23 protein-coding genes are annotated in these 26,609 nt (G+C 50.1%); 22 read left to right on the plus strand and 1 reads right to left on the minus strand.

Features of this window, described 5'->3' with window-relative positions; all coding sequences use genetic code 11:
* The first annotated feature begins 237 nt into the window (after positions 1 to 237).
* From pseB to ACEW8P_RS22975, 22 genes are all read left to right on the plus strand, one after another.
* Entirely contained in the window at positions 238 to 1,227 is a 990-nt protein-coding gene (gene pseB / locus ACEW8P_RS22870; protein WP_373515387.1) for a UDP-N-acetylglucosamine 4,6-dehydratase (inverting), read from the plus strand.
* Complete coding sequence (pseC, locus tag ACEW8P_RS22875; RefSeq protein WP_373515388.1) at positions 1,224 to 2,414, plus strand: UDP-4-amino-4,6-dideoxy-N-acetyl-beta-L-altrosamine transaminase; 1,191 nt, start codon at positions 1,224 to 1,226, stop codon at positions 2,412 to 2,414. Before pseB ends, pseC begins: the two co-directional genes overlap by 4 nt.
* Before the next feature lies 1 nt (position 2,415).
* The gene (locus tag ACEW8P_RS22880) at positions 2,416 to 3,621 is read left to right on the plus strand and encodes an N-acetyl sugar amidotransferase (RefSeq protein ID WP_373515389.1); all 1,206 of its coding nucleotides are present in this window, start codon (positions 2,416 to 2,418) and stop codon (positions 3,619 to 3,621) included.
* The gene (gene hisH / locus ACEW8P_RS22885) at positions 3,618 to 4,250 is read left to right on the plus strand and encodes an imidazole glycerol phosphate synthase subunit HisH (protein WP_373515390.1); all 633 of its coding nucleotides are present in this window, start codon (positions 3,618 to 3,620) and stop codon (positions 4,248 to 4,250) included. Before ACEW8P_RS22880 ends, hisH begins: the two co-directional genes overlap by 4 nt.
* Complete coding sequence (gene hisF, locus ACEW8P_RS22890) at positions 4,251 to 5,042, plus strand: imidazole glycerol phosphate synthase subunit HisF (RefSeq protein WP_373515391.1); 792 nt, start codon at positions 4,251 to 4,253, stop codon at positions 5,040 to 5,042.
* A gap of 5 nt (positions 5,043 to 5,047) precedes the next feature.
* Positions 5,048 to 5,596, plus strand: coding sequence for a GNAT family N-acetyltransferase (locus tag ACEW8P_RS22895; RefSeq protein WP_373515392.1), 549 nt, complete (start codon positions 5,048 to 5,050; stop codon positions 5,594 to 5,596).
* Positions 5,577 to 6,449 (plus strand): aldo/keto reductase, encoded by an 873-nt coding sequence (locus ACEW8P_RS22900; protein WP_373515393.1) that lies wholly within the window; start codon positions 5,577 to 5,579, stop codon positions 6,447 to 6,449. The genes ACEW8P_RS22895 and ACEW8P_RS22900 overlap by 20 nt, the downstream gene beginning before the upstream one ends.
* Entirely contained in the window at positions 6,446 to 7,222 is a 777-nt protein-coding gene (locus ACEW8P_RS22905) for a cytidylyltransferase domain-containing protein (protein ID WP_373515394.1), read from the plus strand. The genes ACEW8P_RS22900 and ACEW8P_RS22905 overlap by 4 nt, the downstream gene beginning before the upstream one ends.
* Before the next feature lie 2 nt (positions 7,223 to 7,224).
* Entirely contained in the window at positions 7,225 to 8,532 is a 1,308-nt protein-coding gene (locus ACEW8P_RS22910) for an aminotransferase class III-fold pyridoxal phosphate-dependent enzyme (protein WP_373515395.1), read from the plus strand.
* Positions 8,533 to 8,547: 15 nt separating this feature from the next.
* Complete coding sequence (pseG, locus tag ACEW8P_RS22915; protein ID WP_373515396.1) at positions 8,548 to 9,990, plus strand: UDP-2,4-diacetamido-2,4,6-trideoxy-beta-L-altropyranose hydrolase; 1,443 nt, start codon at positions 8,548 to 8,550, stop codon at positions 9,988 to 9,990.
* A gap of 5 nt (positions 9,991 to 9,995) precedes the next feature.
* The gene (pseI, locus tag ACEW8P_RS22920) at positions 9,996 to 11,036 is read left to right on the plus strand and encodes a pseudaminic acid synthase (RefSeq protein ID WP_373515397.1); all 1,041 of its coding nucleotides are present in this window, start codon (positions 9,996 to 9,998) and stop codon (positions 11,034 to 11,036) included.
* A gap of 235 nt (positions 11,037 to 11,271) precedes the next feature.
* Positions 11,272 to 12,516 carry a lipopolysaccharide biosynthesis protein gene (locus ACEW8P_RS22925; protein WP_373515398.1) on the plus strand — a complete coding sequence of 415 codons (1,245 nt, stop codon included), beginning with the start codon at positions 11,272 to 11,274 and terminating at the stop codon, positions 12,514 to 12,516.
* A gap of 100 nt (positions 12,517 to 12,616) precedes the next feature.
* Positions 12,617 to 14,473 carry a right-handed parallel beta-helix repeat-containing protein gene (locus tag ACEW8P_RS22930; RefSeq protein WP_373515399.1) on the plus strand — a complete coding sequence of 619 codons (1,857 nt, stop codon included), beginning with the start codon at positions 12,617 to 12,619 and terminating at the stop codon, positions 14,471 to 14,473.
* A 73-nt stretch (positions 14,474 to 14,546) separates the two neighbouring features.
* Positions 14,547 to 15,992 (plus strand): hypothetical protein, encoded by a 1,446-nt coding sequence (locus tag ACEW8P_RS22935; protein ID WP_373515400.1) that lies wholly within the window; start codon positions 14,547 to 14,549, stop codon positions 15,990 to 15,992.
* A complete protein-coding gene (locus ACEW8P_RS22940; RefSeq protein WP_373515401.1) occupies positions 15,989 to 17,398 on the plus strand; it encodes a DUF6418 domain-containing protein in 1,410 nt (469 codons plus the stop codon). The genes ACEW8P_RS22935 and ACEW8P_RS22940 overlap by 4 nt, the downstream gene beginning before the upstream one ends.
* Positions 17,399 to 17,407: 9 nt before the next feature.
* Positions 17,408 to 18,553, plus strand: coding sequence for a glycosyltransferase (locus ACEW8P_RS22945; protein ID WP_373515402.1), 1,146 nt, complete (start codon positions 17,408 to 17,410; stop codon positions 18,551 to 18,553).
* A 183-nt stretch (positions 18,554 to 18,736) separates the two neighbouring features.
* Positions 18,737 to 20,284 (plus strand): capsule assembly Wzi family protein, encoded by a 1,548-nt coding sequence (locus ACEW8P_RS22950; protein ID WP_373515403.1) that lies wholly within the window; start codon positions 18,737 to 18,739, stop codon positions 20,282 to 20,284.
* 33 nt (positions 20,285 to 20,317) lie between these two features.
* Entirely contained in the window at positions 20,318 to 21,061 is a 744-nt protein-coding gene (locus ACEW8P_RS22955) for an FkbM family methyltransferase (RefSeq protein ID WP_373515404.1), read from the plus strand.
* Positions 21,062 to 21,098: 37 nt separating this feature from the next.
* A complete protein-coding gene (locus tag ACEW8P_RS22960; RefSeq protein WP_373515405.1) occupies positions 21,099 to 22,070 on the plus strand; it encodes an NAD-dependent epimerase/dehydratase family protein in 972 nt (323 codons plus the stop codon).
* A gap of 14 nt (positions 22,071 to 22,084) precedes the next feature.
* Positions 22,085 to 23,323 carry a WcaI family glycosyltransferase gene (locus ACEW8P_RS22965; protein WP_373515406.1) on the plus strand — a complete coding sequence of 413 codons (1,239 nt, stop codon included), beginning with the start codon at positions 22,085 to 22,087 and terminating at the stop codon, positions 23,321 to 23,323.
* A gap of 180 nt (positions 23,324 to 23,503) precedes the next feature.
* Positions 23,504 to 24,877 (plus strand): sugar transferase, encoded by a 1,374-nt coding sequence (locus ACEW8P_RS22970; protein WP_373515407.1) that lies wholly within the window; start codon positions 23,504 to 23,506, stop codon positions 24,875 to 24,877.
* A 13-nt stretch (positions 24,878 to 24,890) separates the two neighbouring features.
* Positions 24,891 to 26,396 (plus strand): capsule assembly Wzi family protein, encoded by a 1,506-nt coding sequence (locus ACEW8P_RS22975; RefSeq protein ID WP_373515408.1) that lies wholly within the window; start codon positions 24,891 to 24,893, stop codon positions 26,394 to 26,396.
* Here ACEW8P_RS22975 and ACEW8P_RS22980 read toward each other — a convergent pair.
* Positions 26,354 to 26,609 (minus strand): hypothetical protein (locus ACEW8P_RS22980; RefSeq protein WP_373515409.1); only part of this gene is annotated, 256 nt, incomplete at its 5' end. The two genes, ACEW8P_RS22975 and ACEW8P_RS22980, sit on opposite strands and share 43 nt — an antisense overlap.

The raw sequence follows: 26,609 nt of genomic DNA on the forward strand, positions 1-26,609 counted from the left end.
AGCAAAATGGAAGGGATTGAACAAAAGCTTACTGAGAAGTAGGTAATCCGAATATACCGATAACGCATAAGGGGCAGTTTCCAAACGGGAATTGCCCCTTATGCGTTGTTGATTATCTACCCGGCGATATGTGAATAGTAAGAAAATAGCCCGATATTTGCCCCCCGAAACGCGTGATGTAGCGTTTATCACACTACTCTTTACATGAATAACTTAGACTAAACCGGGAAAAGCATATTGATTACAGGAGGGACGGGCTCACTCGGTAAAGCACTTACCCAGAACATATTCCAGCGATGGCCTGGCGTCAAGCGATTGGTCGTTTATTCTCGCGACGAGCAGAAGCAGTTTCAGATGGCGCAGGAGTATCCAGAGGAACAATATGGGGCCATCCGGTTCTTCATCGGCGACGTTCGGGATTACGACCGCCTCAAACGCGCCTTCCAGGACATCGACTACGTGATCCACACCGCCGCCATGAAGCACGTGCACATTGCGGAGTACAATCCCGATGAGTGCGTAAAGACCAACGTGGGCGGGGCCGAGAACGTTATCAAGGCCGCCCTCGAAATGGGTGTCAGTAGCGTGGTGGCGCTTTCCACCGACAAAGCCTGCGCCCCGATCAACCTTTACGGGGCCACCAAGCTCACTTCCGACAAACTGTTCGTGGCGGCCAATAATATCCGGGGCAAACGGCAAATCCGCTTTTCGGTGGTACGATACGGTAACGTGATGGGTTCCAACGGCTCGGTCATTCCTTTTTTCATGAAAAAGAAAAAAGAAGGCGTGCTGCCGATTACGGTCGAAAGCATGACCCGCTTCAATATCTCTTTGCAAGCGGGGGTCGATATGGTACTCTACGCTCTGGCCAACGCCTGGGGCGGCGAGATTTTTGTTCCTAAAATCCCCTCCTACCGCATTTTGGACGTGGCCGAGGCCATCGGTCCCGACTGTGAGCACCGCGTGATTGGCATCCGTCCCGGCGAGAAGATTCACGAGGAAATGATTACCTCTTCCGACTCCTTTTTCACTTACGACCTGGGCAAGTACTACGCCATTATTCCGCAGTCACCAGTGTGGAAAACCGAAGCTTTTGTAGAAGAAAACGGCGCAGTTCCTGTCGAGGAGGGCTTTTCCTACAATTCGGGTAACAACACGGAATGGGAGACGGTGGAAAGCTTGCGCGAGATGATAAAAGAACACGTCGATTCAGATTTCGAGGCATGAACCCCATTCCCTACGGACGCCAAAATATCACCGAAACCGATGTAGCGGCGGTAGTCGAGGCACTTCACGCCGACTACCTGACGCAAGGCCCGAGGATCGCCGAATTCGAGCGAAATTTTGCAGCTTATGTGGGAGCGGCCTACGCCGTTGCGGTTTCTAATGGCACAGCGGCCCTGCATCTATGCGCCCTGGCCCTCGACGTCGCACCGGGAGACAAGGTCATCACTACCCCCATCACATTTGCCGCGAGCGCTAACTGTGTCCGGTACTGCGGCGGCGAGGTCGTTTTTGCCGATATTGACCCCGACACCTTTCTTCTCGATCTGGAATCCGTACGGCGTTTGCTGGAAGTATCTCCGAGGGGAACTTACCAAGGCATCGTTCCCGTTGACTTTGCGGGCCGGGCGGTCGATCTGGAAGCCTTCCGGCAATTGGCCGATGAGTACAGCCTTTGGCTGATCGAGGATTCCTGCCACGCGCCCGGTGGCTATTTTGTGGATAGCCTGGGGCAAAAGCAATCCTGCGGCAATGGACGATTTGCCGATTTGGCCATTTTTTCTTTCCATCCCGTTAAGCACATCGCCTGTGGCGAAGGCGGCATGATTACCACCAACAGCGAGACTCTCTACCAAAAATTACTTACCCTGCGTACCCACGGCATCACCCGCAACACCGACATCTACGAAAACTCCCTCGAGTTTGCAGCGGGGGACGCGACCGCTGATGCCTACCCCGGTTGGTACATGGAGATGCAAATCCTGGGCTTCAACTACCGCCTGACCGATTTTCAGGCCGCGCTGGGCATTTCTCAGTTGACGCGGGCCGAAGAAGGTTTGGCGACGCGACGCGATATTGCCCAAAAATACGCGGAAGCCTTTACCGGACAGGCGTTTATCAAAGGACAATCGGGGGTAGTAGAAGGCCACGCTTACCATTTGTACGTAGTCGAGGTGGAAAACAGACTTGGTCTTTACAATTTTTTAAAAGAAAACAATGTTTTCGCCCAAATCCATTACATCCCCTGCCACCTGATGCCCTACTACCGTCAGTTGGGCTGGCGGGAGGGCGATATGCCCCGAGCGGAGCAATATTACAGGCAGTGCCTGAGTTTGCCCATGTACCCCACGCTCTCCGACGAGGAGCAGGCGTACGTGATTCAAAAAGTTTTAGAATTTTATAAAAAATAGCATGGAAAACCTGATTAGATGCACTAAGTGCGTCCTACCCGAAACCCACGAAACGATCATGTTCGACGACGCGGGGGCCTGCAACATTTGCCGAAACGTCGAATACAAGCAAACCCAGATCAACTGGGACGAAAAAAAGCTGGAATTTGACGAGTTGATCGAAGATTACCGGGGCAAGGGCGACTATGACTGCCTCGTCCCGTTCAGCGGCGGCAAGGACTCCGTCTGGACGTTGTACTATCTGGTGAAGGTTTGTAAGTTAAAACCCCTGGTGGTCCGCTTCGATCACGGCTTTCTGCGGCCAAATCTGGATGAAAACACCAAGCGAATCCAGCGCGAACTAGGCGTGGACTTCCACCACTTCACTCCGAACTGGAAGGTGGCGCAGAAACTGATGCTGCAAAGCTTCCTGGAGAAGGGCGATTTCTGTTGGCACTGCCACACAGGCATTTTCAGCTATCCGATGTGGGTGGCTATCCGTTACAACATTCCGCTGATTGTCTGGGGTGAGCCTTCTTCGGAATACACGGCCTACTACGACTACGAGCAAGAGGAAGAAGTGGACGAGAAGCGCTTCAACCGCTACGTCAACCTGGGCATCAACGCCGAGGACATGTACTACCGCCTCAACGGCCTGGTGGACAAGCGCGATCTGCTTCCCTACTCCTACCCGCCGCTGTCCGAGCTGCGGCGCATCAAGTACCGCTCGATTTGTCTGGGTTCCTACATTCCCTGGGACGTGAAAAAGCAGGTCGAAATCATCAAAGATGAATTGGGCTGGCAGGGCGATACCGTCGAAAATGTCCCCGAGCAATACGATTACGAGAAAATCGAGTGTTACATGCAGGGTGTCCGCGACTACATCAAGTACATCAAGCGCGGCTACACCCGGCCTTCGCACCTGGCTTCCATCGACATCCGCAACAGCCGCCTGAGCCGCGACGAGGGCATGGACCTCGTCGAGGAGTACGAAGGCAAGCGTCCACCAAGCCTGGATTTGTTCCTGGATTTTGTTGGTTTGAGCGAGGAAGAATTTTTGCAAATCGCCAAATCGCACATGGTTTCGCCGCACGTCCACGACCAGGATGCGATTCAAGATGGCAAAAAACTCCATGACTTCGACGAGTGGTCGAGGGACGGCGCGATGGATCGGGCCGATACCTTGAAGCAGTTAGAAAACTGGCACAAGCGGAAAATGACCGTATGATCGGAATTGTCGATTACGGCATGGGCAACCTGCTTTCGGTGAAAAACATCCTCGACTATCTGGGCGAGGACAATTTCGTCTGCCACGATCCTGGCGATTTGGCCAGAGCCGACCGCATTATCTTGCCCGGCATCGGCGGCTTTCCCGACTGCGTCCGGGCCTTGCACGAGAATGGATTCGTAGCCGCCCTCAATGAGGCGGTGCTGACTCAAAAAAAACCGATCATGGGCATTTGCCTGGGTATGCAGGTGATGGCCCGTTGCGGCCATGAGTTTGAAAAAGTGGCGGGGCTGGGCTGGTTCGACGCTGAGGTGGTCAACATCAACACGGTGAACGACCGCATCAAGATACCCAACGTGGGCTGGGAGGAGATTCAACTGAATAAGAACAGTCCGCTTTTCAAGCGGCTACCAGCGAAGTCCGACTTTTACCTGGTCCATTCTTTTTTTATGAAATTCGATGACGACAACGCCCCGGAAATCGACGCCAGCTACGAAGTGGAGGGCGTGAAGATCACGGCGGCTGTCCGCAAGGGCAATATCTTCGCCACGCAGTTTCATCCCGAGAAAAGCTCCGACCTGGGCATGACGATCATGGAAAATTTCATCGACTGGCAACCCGCAATCTGAGTGGCAAAAAGAAGGATCATCCCAAAGTTGCAGTTCCTCGGGTCACGAAACGATCCCGACGATTTCGTGCTGGTCACGACGGTCAATTTTGAGAAAATTGTCGAGATGGGCAATCCCATTTCTCAGGCTAAGATTTTTCAGGCCCAAATGGCCGACGAACTGATTTTTATCGACCTGTCGGTTTATAAAGGCGAATACCAGCGCGCGGCCTCACTTGAAATTCTGGACAAAGCCGCCCGTAATATCTTCTTGCCGCTAACGATTGGCGGCGGCGTGGGCTCGGTTGAGGACATTCGTACCTTCCTGAATCACGGCGCGGATAAAGTGGCCATCAACACCAAAATCATCGAGAACCCCGACCTGCTGCGCAAAGCTTCGCTCAAATTCGGTGCTTCTACGGTCGTCGCCAGCATCGACTACCGGGTGGAGCTAGATGGGAACCGATACGTTTATTCCCAGGCCGGACAAGCCAAGCAGTCCTTCTCGCCGCTGGAATGGGCGCAGGAATGTGAGAAACTGGGGGCGGGTGAAATCCTGCTAACCTGCATCAATAATGACGGACTGCGGGAAGGGCTGGACATTCCGACGATCAGGGAAGTTTCCGACGCGGTCAACATTCCCGTCATCGCGGCGGGCGGTTGCGGCTTGGCCCGCCATTTCTCTGAGGGTTTCACCGAAGGAAACGCCGACGCGGTCAGCGCCGGAACCTTCTTTTGCTTTCAGGATCAGAACATTATGCAAACCCGCTCGCACGTACACAACGCGGGCGTCAATGTGCGAATCAGAACTTAGCCGAAATGAAAAACACTTATTTTCTGGAAGGCGATATCATCTATCTGCGGGAAGTCCGGCTGAGCGACGTCAATGAAAATTATTACGCCTGGCTGAACGACTCTAGCGTCAACCAGTACCTGGAAACCAGGTTCTTCCCGCGCTCCCTGGAGAATACCGAGCAGTACGTCAAAAGCATGGATGGTAACAGCAATGAAATATTTTTTGCCATTTGCACGAAAGCGGACGACAAGCATATCGGCAACATTAAGCTTGGCCCCATCAACTGGATTCATCAGTACGCCGACATCGGTTTATTGATCGGCGACAAGGACTATTGGGGCAAAGGGCTGGCTACCGAAGCCATTCGGCTCGCCACAAAGTTTGGTTTCAGCACGCTCAATCTACACAAACTAAAAGCGGGCTGTTACGCTGATAATGTTGGCTCCAAGAAAGCTTTTTTGAAAGCAGGATTCATCGTCGAGGGTACTTTGCGGCAGCAGTTTTTCAGCAACGGGGCCTACCAGGACGCTTATCAATTTGGGATACTAAGGGATGAATTCAACGCGCAGTAAAATCATTCTGGGTACGGTTCAGTTTGGGCTGGATTACGGCATCAACAACTCGCAAGGGCGACCCGATCCGCAGCGCGTTTTCGATATTCTGGATCTTGCTTTTGCCCAAGGCGTTCGTATCCTGGATTCGGCGGATGCTTACGGCAACGCCCCCGAAATCATTGGCCGCTACCACCAATCTCAAGCGGAGAAATTCGATATTATTACCAAGTTTAAGTCCGGCCCTCATTTTGAGGCGGAAGAATGGCTGAGTCAGCAACTGGGTAAATTCGGGGTTCAGCGGTTATACGCCGCCATGTTTCATGATTTTCAGGATTATCAGGCTAACCGATCGGTTATTTCTGACTTTGAAAAACTTGTGCAAGATGGGTCGATTGGCAAGATCGGAGTATCCATTTACACCAATCATCAATTGGCGGAAGCCATCGCAGACCCCAGCATTTCCCTAATTCAACTGCCCTACAATCTGCTCGACAACCATTCTCAGCGGGGCGAACTACTGGCGAAAGCCAAAGCTGCGGGCAAGGAGGTTCACGTGCGTTCGGTTTTTTTGCAAGGACTTTTCTTTGTGGCTACAGAAGATATTCCTGAAAAATTAGTCCCCCTGAAACCTGAACTTGAAGCACTGGGCCAGCTTGCTTCCCGGTTCGGTGTTCCGTTGGAAAGCATGGCTCTCAACTACGCCGTAATCAACCCCCACATCGACCACGTGTTGATTGGCGTCGATACTCCGGAGCAATTGCAAGCCAATCTCAGCAGTCTTGCCCAGACTTTGCCGCCAGAGTTGATCGAGACTCTTGACCGTATCAAAGTGAAAGACGTAGCTTTGCTCAACCCTACGAATTGGAAATGAAAACACTCGCTATCATCCAGGCCCGGATGACATCCACCCGACTGCCGGGAAAAATCCTGATGAAAATCGGCGGACAATCCCTGCTGGAAATCAACCTGCGCCGGATTGCCAAAGCTGATAACATTGATAAAATCGTAGTGGCTACGACCAATCTGCCTTCGGATGACAAAACCGCCGAACTGGTGGAATCGCTGGGCTTTGCAGTCTTTCGTGGTGATGAGAACGACGTTCTCGACCGCTTCTATCAAGCCGCATCGCAGCAGTCAGAGCAGCAGTCAGAGCAGCCAAAATACATCGTCCGACTTACCGCAGATTGTCCTTTGATCGACGCCGAATTGATCGATAAAATAATACGGCACACTCTCGATCATGAACTGGACTACTGCTCCAACACCCTCGACCCGCACTACCCCGACGGGCAGGACGCCGAGGTCTTCAAATTTTCTGCTTTGCAGCAAGCCTGGCAGGAGGCCAAACTACCTTCGGAGCGTGAACACGTCACGCCTTATATCTGGAGCAATTCCACGTTTAAAGGAGGTACTTTGTTTAAATCAGATAACTACGCCGAAAGCGGAAAGAACTACGGCCACCTCCGTATGACCGTGGACGAGCGAGCTGACTACGAACTCATTTCAGCTTTAATAAGTAAACTCGGAACCGACCGTAGTTGGCAGGAATACGCCGACTGTATGGAACAACACATCGAGATCAAAGGCATCAACCACGACATAGCCCGCAACGAAGGCTTCACCAAATCCCTGCAAGCAGACTGACTATGAGAACGGGACAAGATTTATATAAAAAAGCTAAGACGCTCATTCCCGGCGGCACGATGCTGCTTTCCAAGCGGCCCGAAATGTTCCTGCCCGACAACTGGCCTTCCTATTATTCTAAATCAAAGGGCTGCACGGTCTGGGATCTGGACGGCAACGAGTACCTCGACCTGTCGATTATGGGCATTGGCACCAATGTGCTGGGCTATGCCCACGACGAGGTGGACGCCGCCGTGATGGATACTATCCGCAAGGGTAATATGACCACGTTCAACTGCCCCGAGGAAGTGGAACTGGCCGAGCGGCTGGTGCAGATCAACCCCTGGGCCGACATGGTGCGCTTCGCCCGCAGCGGCGGCGAGGCCAACGCCATCGCCATCCGCATTGCCCGCGCTGCCGCTGGTAAAGACAAAGTCGCCATCTGCGGCTACCACGGCTGGCACGACTGGTACTTGTCGGCTAATCTCAGCACCAACGAGAGCCTTTCGGGCCACCTGCTGCCGGGTCTCGATCCCGTCGGCGTCCCGCAGGATTTGGCGGGGACGGTGTTTCCTTTCAACTACAACGATTTTGAGGAATTGGAGAAGTTGGTGAATGATCAGGGAATCGGTGTCATCAAGATGGAAGTTTCCCGCAATAAAGGGCCAGAAAATAACTTTCTGCAAAAAGTACGCGATCTGGCTACCCGCAAGAACATCGTACTGGTCTTCGATGAGTGTACCTCCGGCTTCCGGCAAACCTTCGGGGGGTTGCACCAGCTTTACGGGGTAGAGCCGGATATGGCCATGTACGGCAAAACGCTCGGCAACGGCTACGCCATCACGGCGGTAGTCGGCAAACGGGCCGTTATGGAAGCGGCCCAGAAGACATTCATCAGCAGTACCTTCTGGACCGAGCGTATTGGCCCGACGGCCGCATTGAAAACTTTGGAAGTGATGGAGCGGGAGAAATCCTGGGAGTACATTACCGAAACGGGCCGCCGTATCGCCGCCCGCTGGCAGGAAATGGCCGCACACCACGGTCTGAAAATAAGTACGGCCGGACTGCCTGCCCTCATCTCTTTCAGCTTTACATCCGATGATCATTTAAAGTACAAAACCCTGATCACCCAGGAGATGCTTAAGCGCGGCTTTCTGGCCAGTAACAGCGTTTATGTGAGCACGGCGCATACAGGGCCAGTGCTGGACAGGTACTTTGAGGAACTGGAAACTGTATTTGGAGTCGTAGCCGACTGTGAGAGAGGCAAAACTAACATCGCCGACCTGCTGGAAGGCCCCGTCTGCCATGCGGGCTTCAAGCGGCTGAACTGAAACGAGTAGCAACCATTGAAAACCGTTTATTTTCGCGCCGACGGCAATTCCAAAATCGGGCTGGGTCATGTCACCCGTTGCCTGGCCTTGGCAGATATGCTGACGGGGTACTTTCAAGGTGCTTTTCTGGTGCAGAACCCGACGGATGAACTGGCGGCACAGATTCGTGAACACCATACGTTAATTTCTCTGCCAGAAACCAGCGATTATTTAGCGGAAGCGAGAGAAGTTTCCCAAAAGTATCTTTCAGCGGATAACACAGTGGTGCTGGATGGCTACGAATTTCGCACCGAGTACCAACGCATTATTCAATCCTCGGGCACCAAACTGGTATGCATCGACGATCTGTACGCCTGGCACTTTGTGGCTGACGCGGTCATTAACCAGGCAGGCGGGATTGAGGCAACGGAATACAGCCGCGAGTCCTACACTAAACTCTATTTGGGGCCTGCTTACGCCCTACTGCGTCAACCCTTTCTGGCGGCGGCGCGACGACGGCTGCCCCTGACCGACCGCGACGGCCTTTTTGTGTGCTTTGGCGGGGCCGATCCTGAGAACTTGACCAGTCGTGTGGTCAAAGCGGCGGTAAAAGCAAACTGGACGGGTAAAATAATTGCCGTCACGGGAAGCGCCTCCGCGCGGGGCAAAGAACTAGCTTCCCTGCGGCAGACCGTACCTGCGCTGGAAGTACATAGCAGTGTGGACGCTGCGAAGATGGTGTCGCTCATGCAGCAGTGTGTCGTTGCCGTTGCCCCGGCCAGCGGAATCTCTTATGAGATTTCCTCCGTGGGAATGTATTTCATTACCGGACACTACGTCGATAACCAAAAGTACCTCTACCGTTTTTTAGTAGAGAATAATCTCGCTTTGGGAGCAGACGTATTTCAGGAAGAAAAGTTGATTGAATTGTTGTCAGAGGATCGTTGGTCTGAACCCGGAATTTTTGAGAAGCAGGAAAAATGGTTTGCCGGAAATTCTTTCCGACATTTGCGAGGCGTTTTTATCCGACTTGCGCTACAGGTCAGGCGGGCCACGATTGGAGATATGCGAACCTACTTCGATTGGGCCAACGAGTTGGAGACGAGAAAAAACTCCCTCAACCAATCGCCCATCTCTTGGTCTCGGCACCGGGCGTGGTTCACGGATCGGATCGCTGATCCGGGATTCGCCTTTTACCTGTTCTGCCTGAACGATATCTCGGTGGGGCAGGTACGCTTCGGTTTGGTTGGCGGCGAGGCCACGGTTAGCTACTCGGTCGATGCGCGGTACCGGGGACTGGGCTTGGGACGGGAAATGCTCTCGCAAGCCGTTGCGCGATTGGTCGAAGAAACTGACGCTGTTAATGTAAAGGGAGTCGTGAAGGACGATAACCCAGCTTCTTTGGCAACCTTTGAAAAGATCGGGTTCCGGCCTGTGCATTCGGCGAATGGCATCACCGAATTTGAATTGACGCTTTGAAATATATGAAAGACAATTCCATACAAATCAAAAATACAGTCATCGGCGCGGCGGAAAAGCCCTTCGTAATCGCTGAGATGTCTGGCAACCATAATCAGTCACTCGACCGTGCCTTGGCCATTGTCAAGGCTGCCGCCGACAGCGGTGCCCACGCCATCAAGCTACAAACATACACCGCCGATACGATGACTGTGCGGGGTGCACTCACCATCACCGATCCTAACTCGCTCTGGTATGGTCGTGAGCTTTATGACTTGTACAAAGAGGCTTATACGCCCTGGGAGTGGCACCAACCGATTTTTGAGTTAGCCGAGCAACTGGGAATAGTGTGTTTTTCCAGTCCCTTCGACGAATCGGCAGTCGATCTACTGGAAGAATTAGGTGCACCATTGTACAAAATTGCCTCTTTCGAGAATACCCACCATCCATTACTGAAAAAAGTGGCCCGCACAGGAAAACCCGTTATCATGTCCACGGGCGTATCGTCGATCGCGGACATTGTCGAGTCGGTGCAGGTACTTCGCGACAATGGTTGCACAGAATTGGTACTCTTGAAATGCACCAGTACTTACCCGGCTACCCCAGAAAACACCAACCTCAATACTATCAAGGTCTTGCAGGAAATATTTCCTGACTGTATCATCGGCCTGTCCGACCATTCTATGGGCGTGGGAGTAGCCGTGGCTGCCGTGGCTCTGGGGGCGCGGGTAGTTGAGAAGCATTTCACGCTCAGCCGCGCCGAGGGCGGCGTGGACAGCGCCTTCTCACTCGAACCCTCCGAGTTGAAGAGCCTGGTAAACGAGACGGAACGGGCGTTTCTGGCGATGGGAGGAGTGCAACTGAATGTGCAGGAGGCTGAACAGAAAAGCCTGCTCTTCAAACGCTCCATTTATGTAGTGGAAGATATTGAGGAGGGGGAAGTCTTCACTGAGAAGAATATCCGGGTTATTAGGCCAGGGGATGGTATGCATCCTAAGCATTACGAGGGTTTATTGGGGAAGCCATCGAAACAGCCCTATCAAAAAGGGACACCGTTGGCTATATGAGGTAAAGAATTTGTCCCGATGCAAGTAGTCAACGGTACAGTTGAACATCAAATACAATAAGTCGCCTATCCGAGGGCTTAAAGTTCAGCGTTACGATATTTACAGGTCAATTTTGTTACAATAGTTCTTCTCACAAATTCCGCAGGATCAAAAGTTTGCAAATTCCAATAAATGGGCAGAATCATTCGGCTAAAGAAAAGCTATTGTCCGGATTCGTGATTTTGGAAATACATTCATGAAATTTAGTACTTCGGGAGGAGCGTCTTTATTCAACATCGCTGTTCGTGGCTTAACGATAGTCAGTAAGTTCATCCTGATTATGTACATGGCTCGGGTGTTACCCACGAAAGATTTAGGGATTTACGGCCTGTTCGTCTCTACGGTAACCTATTCCCTCTATTTAGTGGGCATGGACTACTACAACTACGTTGTCAGAGAACTTCTCATGCTTCCCGAAAGCGAATGGGCCTGGCTTATCCGGGATCAGTTCGTCTTTTACCTCATCACCTACTCGATTATTTTTCCGTTACTCTTGCTAATCTTCTGGGGTGACCTTCTCCCCTGGAATTTGATCGGCTGGTTTTTCGCTATACTGGTCTTTGAACATCTCTCTCAGGAAATATACCGCATCCTAATTGCCTTACATCGTCCGGTGTTAGCTAATCTGCTTTCTTTCTTTCGACTGGGAGCTTGGGTTTACGCGGTGATGGCGGTATATTTGTTTACCTCATTTCCCAAAAGCCTGGAAGTTATCTGGGCGGGTTGGTTGTTAGGTGGTGGAACGTGTATCCTCATTGGAGGCATTGCTCTTAAAAGAGCCGTCGATTGGACAGCCATTCGTAGTAAGCCCATCAATTGGTTGGCCATGTGGAAAGGTTATCGCACCGCAACCCAATATTTAGTGGCTACCATTTCGTTACAGGCTATTTACACCGCCGATCGCTACATTCTTAAAGCCTTTACTTCCGTTGCCGAAGTAGGCGTGTACTCCTTCTTTATGAGTATATCGATGAGCATCCAATCATTTTTGGACGCCGGAGTAATGATCTTTAGTGCGCCTGGTGTAATTAAGTCTTATCAATCCGGCGACATGGTAGAATACAGAAAACAGAAGAAGAAAATGAGAAATTCTGTTTTGATGTGGCTTCTCATCTTATCCTTGGGCGTGATAGTAATCATCAGTCCATTACTCAGGTACATCGGGAAAGAGGAGTTCCTCCTCAATCTGAACAGTTTTTACTGGCTGGTGGCGGCTACCTGTCTGATGGCCCTCAGCAATCTTCCTCATTACAGTCTTTACGCCCGACGCAAGGATCGGGGACTCGTCAGAATATCCGTAGCCAGTACGGTTATCTTTGTACTAGCCGCTTTCCTTTTCACACCGATTTGGGGTATGGCCGGACTTGCCGCTTCCCTTACTTTTGCGATGGGTTTGCTATTCGTGATGAAATACGCCTATTTGAGGCACATCGATACCTAACCAAATGTATGTTGTTATGTACTTCAATTTTAAAAAATTGCTTAGTAGAGCTACCCAAGATAGAACTGTTTTATGGCCAGTCCACTTGGCCACGCTGCTTTTGTTCGTACTTCCCGGAAATGCTCAGAACGTAGGAATCAATAGCTCAGGAGCTGCGCCCCACCCCTCTGCGGCTTTCGACATTGTCTCTACTACGAAGGGGCTGTTGATTCCAAGAGTGGCTTTAGTTTCGCTAAACTCTAGCGTTCCCGTCACCAGCCCTGCGCCTTCCCTTCTGGTGTACAACACCGCCACTTCGGGTAGTTCTCCCAACCAAGTGACGCCGGGCTATTATTACTGGGAGGCTGGAGGTTGGAAGCGGCTAAGCGATAGTCCCGGAGCTGCTGCAATTTCCCTTGCTCAGTTCCGCAGCGGGGCCGCCAAGAGTATCAATGCTTTCGTGCTTACTGATTCAGATAGGGCGGGGCTTTTTGTTTTCTCGAGTACCTCGTCGATGCCCGATGATTCGGCACTAGTACTGATTGACCAGGGACGGAGGTTCCTGCGTCTCTACGAAGGGGGCGTTCAACCAGAGTGGTTTGGAGCGGCAGGAAATAATAGCAGTGACGATACGAATGCGTTCAGGAAAGCATTGAGACACCTGCACGTGCAGGCTGATGGCATCTATCGGTTGACCGACGACCTTGTGCTGCCCAAAGGAGGCGCATTGACTGGACAGGGTACTCTGAACTTTGACTTTACATCGCTCAAAAACGGGCTGGTCATGGCGGATGATTCCAAGCTGGACGGCCTGACGATAAATATGCTTAGTACTGTTTCAGGAGGTGCCGATCAGAACAACACCTGCATCCAACTGGGTAAAAAAATAAGGAGCGAGTTTGTTAGCAACGTATCGGTCAAGAATGTTACGCTTTCCAGTAACAAACCAGCAGGTTGCCGCGTGTCGGTCAACGGCGGCAGCAATCACATCGTGATGGATCGGGTTCGCATTCTGGGCAAAGGGGGAACAGGCACCGGAATCTGCATTGAGTGGGGAATGATCGATGACACGCCGCAAGAGGGAATTGTACAACCCAATAACATAGATATCACGAATGTAATCATATCTGGTTTGGCGGGCTCCACTACCGATCCCGGCAATGCTGGCTTTTTTCTTTCCGGGGTACATGATGTCAGGCTCTCCAATATTTATACTGACAGTACAGCGTTCGCTGCGATTCGTATTTTCCCTGGTGACTATGGCTCGTACTACTCTTCGCCCGAAGAAAAACTCAAGGCCAACACAGGGATAGTGCTCGATAATATTTCTAGCTATAACTGTAAAAGGCACGCCCTCAGCATTACGGGTGTTGCTCCGCTGGCACCGGGGTCTCCCCGTTATTCAATTCCTCTGCTATGCACAAATAGTTTGTTCAGCAACATAGGCGGTGGTACTGTAGCAGGTATTTCTTTCGATAATGTTAGAGATTGCCGGATCGAAAACAGCATCATTACGGGCTTTTACATAAATAGTTATTGTCAGGATGGGGCATACAACATAAATTTCCGGAACGTAACGCACCGCAACTCGATTTGGCACGGTGCCTACCTTGAGGGGGGCACACCGCCTGAGGACATCAGGTACACCGAGTGTTATTTTGAGAACTGCGGCACGGGCACGGCTGGCGGGGCGGGCATTTTTGTCGCCAATGCCCGCCGGCCCTACATTCAAAACTGCCTTTTCGGCAATATTGGCACCGAAGATATGCGCTATGGCGTATTAATCAACTCTCAAAACAATCCCGTAGCGGCCAGCCTGAGCGACAACTACGTGCGGAATCTGCGAACGGGTGGCATCGGGTACAGTTTAGGTAATCCGTCGGATACGGGGCTGGTGTACAAAATGTTCGGCAATAGAGTTAAACCGGGTCTGACATTTCGGAATGGTTCGACCAACATAACGATCGACCAAAATTAAACAGGAGTGTCAACAGACTGCGTGGCAGTGCACTATCGATTCGCAGCCACCCCATGTAAGCATGACGTCAAAAATGAAATTTCTGATACTAATAAATAGTGCGCCCGACTATCAGCCGTTCTTTTGTGATATAGGGAATCGATTACTAGCCGAGGGGCACGAAGTAGTTTATGCTATAGAGAGTAAGTTGGGAGATTTTGAATACCTGGAACATAAGGTGAGTACTCCTTACGTGTTCTCGGAGTACCTCCTGAAAAACCCCGGAACGCCTGAACTACCCAAAGCCTACCGAGAACTGAACGTCTGGGAAACCATGTTCTCAGATTTTGACCGGAACGAGAATTTCGACGTCAACCGCTCCCGGACTGCGGAATGGTACACCAGGATCACCAACAGCCTGTTCTGTTTTTTCGAGAAAATACAGGTGGAGAATGGGATCGATCTGGTGATTTATGAAAACGTCTCGAATAGTTTCTCCCACGTGGCCTTTGAGGTATTCAAGGCGCACGGTGTACCCTACCTGGGATGGGCATCGAGCCGTTTTCCCGGCCGATACGAGAGCAATATGACGGTTCGCAGTCTCAGTGAGGTCGTTTCTGCGATTTATGATAAGCTTGTTGACGGGCGGTTTGTTCCCAGCCGGGAAACTATGGAATGGGTGACCCGATACTACGAGAATTTCATGGAGGTTCCGCCGGATTATATGGTCAATAACCCGCTCAACCTTCAGAACCCCTTTACCATGTACCTGAAGTCGACGAAGCTGAGAACCGTTTATCGTCGATTCCGTTATGTCCTTTCTGAACCATCAGATACCTATCCGTATCACCTTGGTAATCCGCTTGTTTTCTCCTACAAGCAGTTCACCAGAAGTTTGACTCGTTTTTTTAAGACCAAATTGATTGGCAAGCACTTCAAAAAGCCTGACTTTTCGGTACCCTACATATTGTATCCGCTGCATTTTCATCCTGAAAGTTCTACATCAGTTTGGGCAAAAAACTATGTGGACGAGTACACCGTTATCAAAAATATCGCCTTTAATATGCCCGCTGGCCACCTTTTGTACCTTAAGGATCACAAAAGTGCTTTTGGGTACCCTAGCCTGGATTTTTATCGCTCTATTTCTGCCCTTCCGAACGTCGTACTGCTCCGTCCCGATACACCCACGAAATTGCTAATCGAGAAATCGAGAGCAGTCATCACCATTACGGGAACCGTTGGGTTCGAGTCCCTGGTACTTGGAAAGCGCGTGATCGTGTTGGGAAGTATATTCTATGACTTTCATCCCCGATGCCGCAAAATGACGCACTGGGATGAGCTATTCGATTTGCTTTCCGAGGCGGTAAACGACTCGTCCGAAAGTCCGTTAAGTGAAAGAATGAATCTGATCGTGGCCTATTACGAGGCCACCCGACCCGGCCGCTTGTTGATCGGCGGCGAGAATACGGCTGAATTGATGGCCAGTTTGGCGCTGGAAGCGATCGAAGTCGGGGAAGCGCATAAACTGGTGCAATCGTGAAAAAAGGGGTTCTGAATCATCGAAGTACTACGGACGAAGTAGGCCTGTTAGGGCATTTGCTGTTGTTGACTATCATCACTTCTATTCATGTGGTAGTCGTGGCTTACAATGGCAGTACTCTCTATGATTCAGTATTTTCATTGATATGCATTCTGTGGGCCATGTGGGCTGTGCTGAGCCGGGATACCAGTTTTTTTCTGCTCTTTTTTTTGATCATTAATTCGATTTTCATGGTGACGATATCCTGTGTGGTTATCGAAGGCGGTGCCTACATGATTGAGTTATTTGAAAGTGGCTATTTGACGGGTGCTACCACCCGTTACGCGTTTTTCTCCTTATTGTTTTTACTGTCGGCCTATTTAATTTATAATTCACTGAGGGGAAGCAGATTGCAATTTAACTTCGATGCGGAATTTTCTAACAGCAAAGGTATTATGCTGTTGTTTTATGGGGTATTTGGCGTAATTCTTCTTTTCTTGTTTGGTGGATTAGTGGTATATGGCTCCCCCCTCCTCAACGGAGTTGATCGTACCAGATATTGGGGACAGATCGCCCCTCCGGGAACTCGTTATTTTAACTCTCTGCTTCCCCAGTTAAATTTTATTAGTGGTATTTTCTATACCCAGTTGACCGAAAAGAAATTACGCCGCACTGTTGTTGGTTTTTTTGTCCTGTGCATTACTGTTCAGCTTTTGCAGGGGGAAAAATTCTCCGGCCTATTATTGACTATCTTTTTTTTCTACCTTCCTACCAAGTTTCTTGAATTTCGTTATAAAAACATCAGGATCACATTTTTCCTGGTCCTGAAAGTACTTGGGGCAGGCCTCGCTGCCCTTATAAGTATCTTCGTGAACTACACCCTGCAATATGGCAGTCCCCTGTCAGGACTCATTATGATTGCCAATCGCATTGGTCTTCAGGGGCAGGTATGGTGGGCTGCCGACCGGTTGATTACTAACTCAACCCTCAATAGCGAATACTTCATCCATCATGTCATGGGATTCGGGGCCGAGGAAACCACTCGGGGACTTAACTACCTTATGTTTTTCCTTGCACCACCTGAGGTTTCCTTTTCGTACTTCAATTCGGGCAGCGGATTCACGGCTGGTTTCCCAGCTATTTTGCTTTTGGGAACTGGCTATCTGTATGGAGTATTTGCGGTGATCATCTGCGGCTGCCTGATAGGGTTGGTACTGTATTTGTTTTCGATTGTCATGATCAGGAAAAAGATTCTTTTTGCCCTGCTTGCTCTTAAGTTGTTCTTCGCGACCAACCTTGCGTTCGAGATGGGCGATCTTCATCTTCTTTTTTCGGTTAAATATATTCTATTCATTGTCTTGTCCGTGGCGCTCTATTATATCACAATAGACCTTTTCAGCCTGAATGGGAAGCGGGTCAAAATATAGATTCTCAATATGCGTATTTTACATGTGATTGAGGGAGTGGATGTCAGATTGGGAGGGCTTTCTACGCTACTGGCTTCGATCACCTCGATGGAAAGAATTATCGGGATCGACAACGAAGTACTTTCTCTGGAATGCCCCGAAGAATACATCAATCAGACAATAGAATGTCCTCTGCGTCTGTTTCCGGCTTCGTTTCCCGCCCGATTGAGCAACTCAGATCAGGCTATCGAATGGTTGAGCACCCATATCCATGAGTACGATGCGGTGGTGATTAATAGCACTTGGAATTTGCTCAGCCAAAGGGCGGGTGCCGTAGCCAACAAAAAAGGGATTCCGTATGCTTTCTGGCCGCACAACTCATTGGATCCTTTTGACCTTGAGAAAAAAAAGCTTCTGAAATTACTGCTCGGGCCTTTGGTAATTCGCCAGTTCGTTTCCAATGCAGCCGCCATCTGTAGTTCCTCCAAACTTGAATCGGAACGGCTGCAGCTTTTTGGGGCTGAACTACCGAAGTACGTCCTCCCCTACCCAGTGAGATTCGATGGCGAAAAGGGCGACCGGATGTCGTTCAGGAAAAGGTACGGGCTATCCGATGGGCAATTCACTTTCCTTTTTCTATCCAGGGTAGATTACAAGAAAGGACTGGACCTGGCGATAGAAGCATTCGCCACTATCGCCGAAGAGTTCCCCCAGGCACGACTGATCGTGGCTGGCCCCGACACGAAGGGGTACTCCCAGAAAATCATCCGCCTGATTCGTACCCTGAATATGGAAGATCGGGTAAAGTTGATTGGTACCGTCGCCGGACAAGACAAAAGTGATGCTTTTGCCGGAGCAGACTGCTTTGTGCTCACCTCACTAAACGACAGTTTTGGCATTGCGCTGGTCGAGGCACTACAATCGGGACTTCCGGTCCTTATTTCCGACAATGTGTACATCTATGAAGATGTTGTGCGCATGAAGGGAGGATGGGTTTGTCAGAGCGAAGTCGAGAGTATAAAGGAGGCCATGAAGAAAATAATGGCAGATAAGGGGGGGTATCAGTTGAAGCTGAGGAACGCCCGGAAAGCCGGCCTATATTTCAGCGATCTGGATCGTCTGAAAAGCATTTACGGCGATTTTTATGACTTTTTACTGAATTCGGCATCGCAGTAGTATAAACCGCAGGGAAGTTCAACATCCCGGGCGATGTGCTACCTTTGCAGGTAGTACATCGCAGAAAGAGCAGAATATTTTTCAGAGTTAACTGACCCCAGGAAGGATCGAGAGCGTAGATGCTTTTTTTCATACCTACCAATAGCCCGCCTGTACATCTTACGAAGACTGGCCTAATCAACAATGAAAAATTCTTTACAACTACTTGTTCTTATATTGCTGCTTACGCAACTGGCGGTGGCACAAAAGGCCGGGCTGAGTACCTACGCCGAAGCGGGCGTCTATGTTTCGAGTAGCGACCGAATTCCGTTTTGGCTACGTGCCAACGAATGGGGGCGAGTGCCGGTAGAAGCTTCAATTGGCACGGCGCGGCTGGGCTTACACTACCAATCGCCTGTCACTTATGCAGATAGCGCTCACCGCAAGGCCCGGTTCAACTGGTCAGTCGGGGTGGAAGGGGTGGCGAATGCCGGAGCGAGGCCACAGGTTTTATTGGCAGAAAGCTATGGCAAAATGCAATGGCGGTGGACGGAAGACTTGGCAAATACCGGAGCCAAGTCACGAGTTTTACTGCCCGAAGCTTACGCCAAAATACGCTGGCGGTGGCTGGAATTAATGGCTGGGCGCGAGCGGCAGATAATCGGAATTGTGGATAGTACGCTGTCGTCAGGTTCTTACTCCTGGTCGGGCAATGCTCTGCCGATTCCTATGGTACGGTTCGGGCTACCTGACTACGTACCATTAGGCTTTCTGGGACGGTTGATTTCCATAAAGGGTACTTACGCGCACGGCTGGTTCAATGTGCCTTACATCGAAAGAGCGTATTTGCATCAAAAGACATTTCACACCCGATTCGGAAAGCCGGAAGGTAACGTTCACGTTCATCTCGGCCTCGTACACCAGGTGCAGTGGGGAGGGGAGGCAGAGTACCTGAAGATAGGCGACCTATCGATAAACGGAAAGTTGCCCACCGATTTTAGTAATTACCTGCGGGGCGTCGTGTTAGCCCAAATCTCCAGGGGTCTGAAAAACGACCTTATCAATTATTTTGATGGTTTTAATCGCGTTGGCAACCACTTGGGGCATATAGATATGGCGGTGGATTGGCGAATCAAGAACACAAAATTTCTGGTTTATCGGCAGCATCCGTTCGATGACGCCTCAAGCCTGCAATTCCAAAACTTGCCGGATGGTCTATATGGTCTTAGCTTGCGGCCGAACACAGAGGCAACGTCTGCTTTTGCCTTAAAGGGTTTGGTGCTGGAATATTTTTACACGCGTGACCAAACGCGCTATGTGCCGGGCAGCCGATTTAGCTCCGATGATAGCTACTTCAACCACGCCCAGTATCGAGAGGGCTGGTCGTACATGGAACGCGCGTTAGGCAACCCACTCCTACCGACCGTCCGTGAAGCAAAAAATGGATTTCCAGATGGGGATGGCTTTTTTCCTACCAACCGTACGGTCAGTTATTATGTTGGTTTGGAGGGTTTGATCGCCCAGAAAGTAAAGGTAATGGCCAAAGTATCGCAAGGACGCTACTTTCGACCGGGCGACAGGGAATATGATCCGCCAGTTCGGCAATTCTCATCTATGCTTGCCTTCGACGCGCCGCTGCTGCGCTGGGGCAATACGCGGATAAAGGCACAGATTGCCTACGATAAAGGGGGACTATATCCCGAGTCGCTGGGCGGGTACTTAGGAGTGAGGTCTAGTTTGGGCAAGAAGTAGAAATTCTAAATCGTTCGCTGGCAAAACAATATTATGAATCTAAATTGGACTTTATACAGGTTACTTTCACTGTTTTCAGACAAATCTTCCTATTCACAGCTACTCCGCTACAAACACATTTCGGTATCGTCGTTCCTGATCCTGAGAAAACTTCATGCCCTGGTGCCTGAGTTGAAAACGATAGTGGATGTGGGAGCCAACCAGGGGCAGTTTTGCATTGCCGCCCGCCACCGATTCCCCCAGGCTGCGATCCACTCTTACGAACCAGTACCCGATACTTTCAAAGTACTTTCTTCAAACGTAGGGAAAGCCGGGAATATACAACTGAACCAATTGGCCCTGGGGCACGAAGAAGGAGTTATCCCCTTTCACCAAAACAAATATTCGCACGTCAGTTCGATTCTGAAAGTCAGTTCCGAAAACGACCAATCGAAGTACAACATCGGCGTGGAAAAGGTCATCGAAGTACCCATAAGTACCCTCGACCGACAGTTCAATCACCAGAAATCGCAGGGGCCCGTACTGTTGAAACTAGACGTACAGGGATACGAAAAAAGCGTTCTCGAAGGAGGACCGGAATTTGTAAAACAGGTCGATTTCATCCTGATAGAGATGCCTTTTGTCCAGCTTTACGAAAATCAGCTATCCTTCACCGAGATTAACGATTATCTGAATTCAATAGGATTCACTTTGCGCCAACCGATGGATTTCAATTTGGGGAAGGGAAATCAGATTATAGAAATGGATGCCCTTTACCAGCGCACTCCCGGCCAGTAAAGCTTCGTCTGTTGGGACAACACGCCAATAGTACACCATGAAAAAAATACTGATTACCGGCGGTTCGGGATTCATTGGCACAAATCTGGTCGATTTTTATTCGGGCCGGGGTTTTGACGTTCTCAACGTCGATACTGACCCGCCCAGGGATGAACGACATCAAAAACTCTGGTGCAGGTGTGATATTTTAGATCGGCCGAAGTACCAAGAGACGCTGTTGAATTTTTCACCCGATGTTCTGTTTCATCTGGCAGCAAGAACCGACCTGGATGGTAATACGATTGAGGACTATCGGGCCAATACGGAAGGCGTTCAGAACACCATCGACGTGATAAAAAGTACCGATTCGATCAAGCGGGTAGTATTTGCTTCCAGCAGGATGGTGTGCCGGATCGACCATATTCCCAGCGACGAATTCGACTATTGTCCGCCCAACGCCTACGGAGTGAGCAAAGTGGCGGGTGAAAAACTCGTCAGGCGATCTGCTATCGAACGCCCCTGGATCATCGTTCGCCCTACCTCCATCTGGGGGCCCTGGTTCGATATTCCCTACAAATTGTTTTTCAATACGATAGCGAAGGGCAGCTACTTTCATCCCGGTGCCTTCGATCCCGATAAGTCCTTTGGTTACGTGGGTAATACCGTTTTCGAATTAGATCAAATTGTGAATGCTCCCGAGGACAGCATCGACGGAAAAACGATTTATTTGTGCGATTATCCAGCCATCAATGTCAAAAACTGGGCGAACCGCATCAATGCGGAGATGGGGAAGCCACCGATCAGAACCATCCCCTTCCCGCTGCTAAAAGCGGCGGCAAAGGCGGGCGACTTCATCAAGGGAGTTGGAGTGGATGGCTTTCCCATTACTTCTTTCAGATTGAATAACTTGATCACAGAAATGGTGTACGACACATCCGAGCTGGCCTCCATCTGCGGGCCGCTGCCCTATTCGATGGAAGAGGGCGTGGTGGAGACTGTTGCCCACATGAAGCAAACCAAAAGTATCTGAGCCTGCAGGAACCTGTGAGATTTCTCCTTTACAGCTATAATTTCTCTCCCGAAAAGACGGGTATCGGCAAATACAACGGCGAACTCGCCGACTGGTTGGCCAAGCAGGGACATAGCGTGGACGTTATCACCACCAATCCCTACTATCCCGAGTGGCGGGTTCATGGCGACTACCGCAGCCGTCAGTGGCGCACCGAGCGTCATGGCAATCTGACGGTTTACCGCTGCCCCATGTATATTCCGTCCGAGATGTCTGGCAAAAAGCGTTTGTTGAGCGACCTTTCTTTTCTCCTCTTCTCCGCATTTTTGTGGTTGAGGGTGTTCTTTAAGCGACGATACGATGTTGTGATCGGGGTATGTCCTTCACTTTTTGTAGGTTTCTATCCGGCTCTCTACAAGGCCATCAGAGGAGGCATCTTTGTCTACCATATTCAGGATATGCAATTGGACGCCGCCATACAACTTGGCTTGATAAAGAACAACCTTCTGATTCGCTTGTTAAGATGGGCTGAAGGCCAGTTTTTCCGCCAGGCCACCTTTGTTTCCAGCATCAGCTCGGGCATGAAGGCGAATATACTCGGTAAGGGGTTGAGTCAGGAAAAATACCTAATGTTGGAAAACTGGGTGGATACGGATTTTATCAAGCCTCTGTCGCAAGCAGAAACCGTTGAATTGAGAAAGGAACTCGGTTTATCTCCCACGGATCGTGTAATCCTATATTCAGGCAATATGGGTGAAAAACAGGGGTTGGAAATAATAGTCGAAGCCGCAGAGAAATTAACTAATCACTCCGATTGGAAATTTGTACTCTGCGGAGATGGGGCCAGGAAAGATCATATCGTAGCCCTCGCAAAGGGGCTTTCCAATGTCGTCTTTACTAACCTGATTGCCTACGAGCGTTTGCCGGAACTGCTTTCTTTGGCCGAAGTGCACTTGGTTCCGCAAAAGCGGGCGGCCGCCGACCTGGTGCTGCCTTCTAAAATGGGTGGCATTCTGGCGGCGGGCGGGTTGGCTATCGTTGCAGCAGATAAGGGTACTAGTCTGTTTGACCTGATCGACTCGCATGATTTGGGCATCTTGATCGAACCCGAAAACGTTCAGCAACTTGTGAATGCCATCGAACTCGGCTTATCCCAAAATAATGACGCGCTGAAGGTAAGAACCCGGCAGTATGCCCGGAAGTACCTAAACATAGATAATGTATTGAAAAAATTTGTAGAAAACGTGTCAGGTACCGAGTCCGGTCGATTCTGATCTACTGCTTTCATACGCCCTGTTTTCTTTTAAATTTTACTCTCTCGCCTTCCGGTCAGTAAATTTACGGCCTATTTTCGGGGTACTTCCTGATAAGAGTTGTACTTTTGGGGTAATAAACTCCCTCTTCCCAAAATCGACAAACCGTTTTAAATACCAATATTTTCATATATTTTCACAATGAGACATCGGTACTCTGATCTGCTTCTGCCCTTCCAGATTGTCGCTGACACATTGCTGCTGAATTTGTCGTTTTACGCGGCGTTTGTCGTACGTTTCCGCTTCTACGATCTTTTTGCCATCCGGGTGTACGTCACCCTGATCCTCATTTTTAATCTGGTGTGGTTTTTTCTGCTGGTTATTACTAAACCCTACCGCTTTTCACGCATTTCTTTCAATGCTGACAAACTTCTCACCAAATTAGTCGAAATCACTTTCTTGCACGCGAGCGTTATAGCTCTGCTGTGGGTGTTTGCAAAGGGCTATATCTATTCACGGGGGCAGCTCGCTCTGACCTACGCTTTCTTCTTTGCAGCCGGGGTAGTTTGGCGATTTGGGGCCCTGCTATTTATTAAACTTTATAGGGCAAGCGGGCACAATACCCGTCGCTACATCGTGGTGGGTTACGGCGAATTGTCTGAATCCATTACGGGATTTTACGATACTCACCCCGAAATGGGCTATACTTTTCATGGTTACTTTGGGGAGAACAAATCTGTCAAAGTGCGTGGAGGGTACGATCAAATTGAAGAATTTGTTCAGGCTCAAAAAATAGATTTCATCTATTGCTGTATGCCCTACGTTGAAAATCAGCCTCTACAGGAAATAATAAAATTGTCTGAGCTGCATCAAACAAATGTTAAACTGGTGATTGATTTTCGGGGCTTCCTCACCAATAAGGCCACCCTGGAATACCATGACTATATGCCAGTCATTCAGCTTTCTACCAAACCGTATTCCAATGTCCGGCAAGAACTTGCCAAAAGGACTTTCGATTTGGCTTTTTCCCTGTTTGCGGTGACCGTTGGCTCTCCGATTTTTCTTCTAATTGCCATCCTAGTCAAGTGCAGTTCGAAAGGGCCGATCTTCTACCGACAGGAGCGTTCTGGCCGATGGGGGCACCCCTTCCGCATATACAAGTTCAGGAGCATGTACACTAACGCGGACGAAGTGAGCCAACTGCACTCTCAAGGTGACAACGATCCCCGCATCACCGCGATAGGCCGACACCTCCGCAAGACCCGTCTGGACGAAATCCCCCAGTTTTTCAACGTCATTAAAGGTGATATGTCCATAGTGGGTCCCCGTCCCTTGGCCCGCTACGATGTGGATATGCTAATGGCCGCTGCGCCCGAGTCTTTCCGCAAGATACTTACCGTGCGTCCGGGAATAACCTCGATTGGCCAAATAAAAGTGGGGTACTCCGATAATACTGCTTCATCGGTCAAGCGACTCAAGTATGATTTGGCTTATCTGGAGAACCCCAGTCTCCAGGTGGATATATGGCTCATTGTCAGAACCTTTTTTGTCATGATTCAGGGCAAGGGAAAGTAATTAAAGAAATCGAATGAAATATTGCTGGCTTCTTCTTCTCGCACTATTCGCCGCTCGTCTGCCCGCTTGGGGGGGCACAATTCAGCGGGGCACAAGCGAGGCAGACACCACGGATCAAAAGATTGGCCTTAATTACCAGATAAGTACCTCTTTACTGGCCTCAACCGCCCGAAACACCCCTTTCTGGCTGCGGACGAACCAATTTGGTAGAGTTCCGTCAGAATCGCCTGCTTTGATCGTCGGGGGAAAACTATCCAGAGACTTTATCGGGAAGAAATGGGACTGGGGTTTTGGCGTTGCCCCTATTGTTCAGATTGCTGAACAAAGCCGGGTGATTCTGCCCGAAGCGTTTGTCAAGGCTAAGTTTTGGAAGATCGAGCTTTGGGGAGGAAGAAGAAGGCAGATTGTCGGCCTGGTCGGCGATTCGACATTGACTAGTGGTTCTTACGTGGAATCGGGAAATGCTCTGCCGATCCCCAGAGTACAAATCGGATTCTCGGACTATGTTTCTGTATTCAACGGGTTGTTTTCATTCAAGGGTTTTTTTGCCCATGGTTGGTTCGATGACAATCCAGTTGTGAAGAATCACTTTCTGCATCAAAAAACGTTCTACGCCCGCTTGGGAAAATCTACCTGGCCAATCAGGTTGTATGGCGGTTTTAACCACAATGTCCAATGGGGCGGTAAGATAGTCACCCCTAATAAGTATACAGTCAGGGATCACCTGCCCAGTGACTGGATCGATTACTGGTATGTCATCAGTGGCAAGCGGATTCCTACATTCGGCTTTGTCGACCCCGACAAATATGACGCCATCGATCGGGGAAACCGGATCGGAAATCATTTGGGTTCGCTGGATCTTGGCCTTGATATCAGCACAAGAAGCGGGAAAATTATGCTCTACCGACAGAACGTGTACGATGATGGGTCTCTATTTCAACTAGCCAACATCGTGGACGGACTCAATGGCATCTCCTGGACGGGTAACGCCTCGGCTCACGATGGCTTTTACACGAACAGAGTTACGCTGGAATATCTCAATACGGTAAGTCAGGGTGGGTCTGAGTTTACACTAGATGGCGGCCCGCGCGGTCAAGACAACTATTTCAATCATGCGCAGTATTGGGGCTGGGTGTACGGGGGCAGGACCATAGGAACGCCTTTTATCACCCCTTCGGTCTCGACTCGGGAAGCACTCCAATCGCCGGATAACGTCTTGAATTACTCCAACAACACTAGAGTCAGAATGTTGCACTTGGGATTGGCCGGGGGCTACAAGTCTTTAACCTATCTGCTCAAACTTTCGTATTCAGAGAATTTGGGCGTGTACTCCAGGCCCTTCCCCAAAAACACCAATCAATTCTCCTCATTCCTGGAATTGGCTTGCCCGCTGAGACTAGGGTCTGCGAAGGGACTTAGAGGCAGTTTTCGAATCGGTTCAGATTGGGGCCAACTTTATGACAATAGTACGGGCGTTTACATCAGTCTGATAAAATCCGGTTTTGTTTCCGGCAAATAATTAGCGATACCTTTGGCGTTCAGAAAGCCATTCCATTTAAGAATCCACGCACTCCTGATGCCGAATTTTAGCCTTGCGTTTTTGCTGATTGGCGTAAGCTTGTCCAATTTTTGTTTTGCCCAGGCCCCGACCGACTCCTCACATGTTGAGAAGTCGTATGCCTGGGTGGGACTATCTTCTCTATTTTCTGGGTCCAGAACTCCTTTTTGGCTA

Source organism: Persicitalea sp. (assembly GCF_041751555.1).
Lineage (GTDB): Bacteria > Bacteroidota > Bacteroidia > Cytophagales > Spirosomataceae > Persicitalea.

What these genes read in the sequence shown, in the direction of transcription:
- ACEW8P_RS22910 (WP_373515395.1), top strand. Translation starts at nt 7,225, where the DNA reads ATGAGAACGGGACAAGATTTATATAAAAAAGCTAAGACGCTCATTCCC.
- ACEW8P_RS22975 (WP_373515408.1), top strand. Translation starts at nt 24,891, where the DNA reads ATGAAATATTGCTGGCTTCTTCTTCTCGCACTATTCGCCGCTCGTCTG.
- ACEW8P_RS22955 (WP_373515404.1), top strand. Translation starts at nt 20,318, where the DNA reads ATGAATCTAAATTGGACTTTATACAGGTTACTTTCACTGTTTTCAGAC.
- pseC (WP_373515388.1), top strand. Translation starts at nt 1,224, where the DNA reads ATGAACCCCATTCCCTACGGACGCCAAAATATCACCGAAACCGATGTA.
- ACEW8P_RS22960 (WP_373515405.1), top strand. Translation starts at nt 21,099, where the DNA reads ATGAAAAAAATACTGATTACCGGCGGTTCGGGATTCATTGGCACAAAT.
- ACEW8P_RS22905 (WP_373515394.1), top strand. Translation starts at nt 6,446, where the DNA reads ATGAAAACACTCGCTATCATCCAGGCCCGGATGACATCCACCCGACTG.
- ACEW8P_RS22935 (WP_373515400.1), top strand. Translation starts at nt 14,547, where the DNA reads ATGAAATTTCTGATACTAATAAATAGTGCGCCCGACTATCAGCCGTTC.
- ACEW8P_RS22900 (WP_373515393.1), top strand. Translation starts at nt 5,577, where the DNA reads ATGAATTCAACGCGCAGTAAAATCATTCTGGGTACGGTTCAGTTTGGG.
- ACEW8P_RS22950 (WP_373515403.1), top strand. Translation starts at nt 18,737, where the DNA reads ATGAAAAATTCTTTACAACTACTTGTTCTTATATTGCTGCTTACGCAA.
- pseI (WP_373515397.1), top strand. Translation starts at nt 9,996, where the DNA reads ATGAAAGACAATTCCATACAAATCAAAAATACAGTCATCGGCGCGGCG.
- ACEW8P_RS22880 (WP_373515389.1), top strand. Translation starts at nt 2,416, where the DNA reads ATGGAAAACCTGATTAGATGCACTAAGTGCGTCCTACCCGAAACCCAC.
- ACEW8P_RS22925 (WP_373515398.1), top strand. Translation starts at nt 11,272, where the DNA reads ATGAAATTTAGTACTTCGGGAGGAGCGTCTTTATTCAACATCGCTGTT.
- ACEW8P_RS22970 (WP_373515407.1), top strand. Translation starts at nt 23,504, where the DNA reads ATGAGACATCGGTACTCTGATCTGCTTCTGCCCTTCCAGATTGTCGCT.
- ACEW8P_RS22895 (WP_373515392.1), top strand. Translation starts at nt 5,048, where the DNA reads ATGAAAAACACTTATTTTCTGGAAGGCGATATCATCTATCTGCGGGAA.
- hisH (WP_373515390.1), top strand. Translation starts at nt 3,618, where the DNA reads ATGATCGGAATTGTCGATTACGGCATGGGCAACCTGCTTTCGGTGAAA.
- ACEW8P_RS22945 (WP_373515402.1), top strand. Translation starts at nt 17,408, where the DNA reads ATGCGTATTTTACATGTGATTGAGGGAGTGGATGTCAGATTGGGAGGG.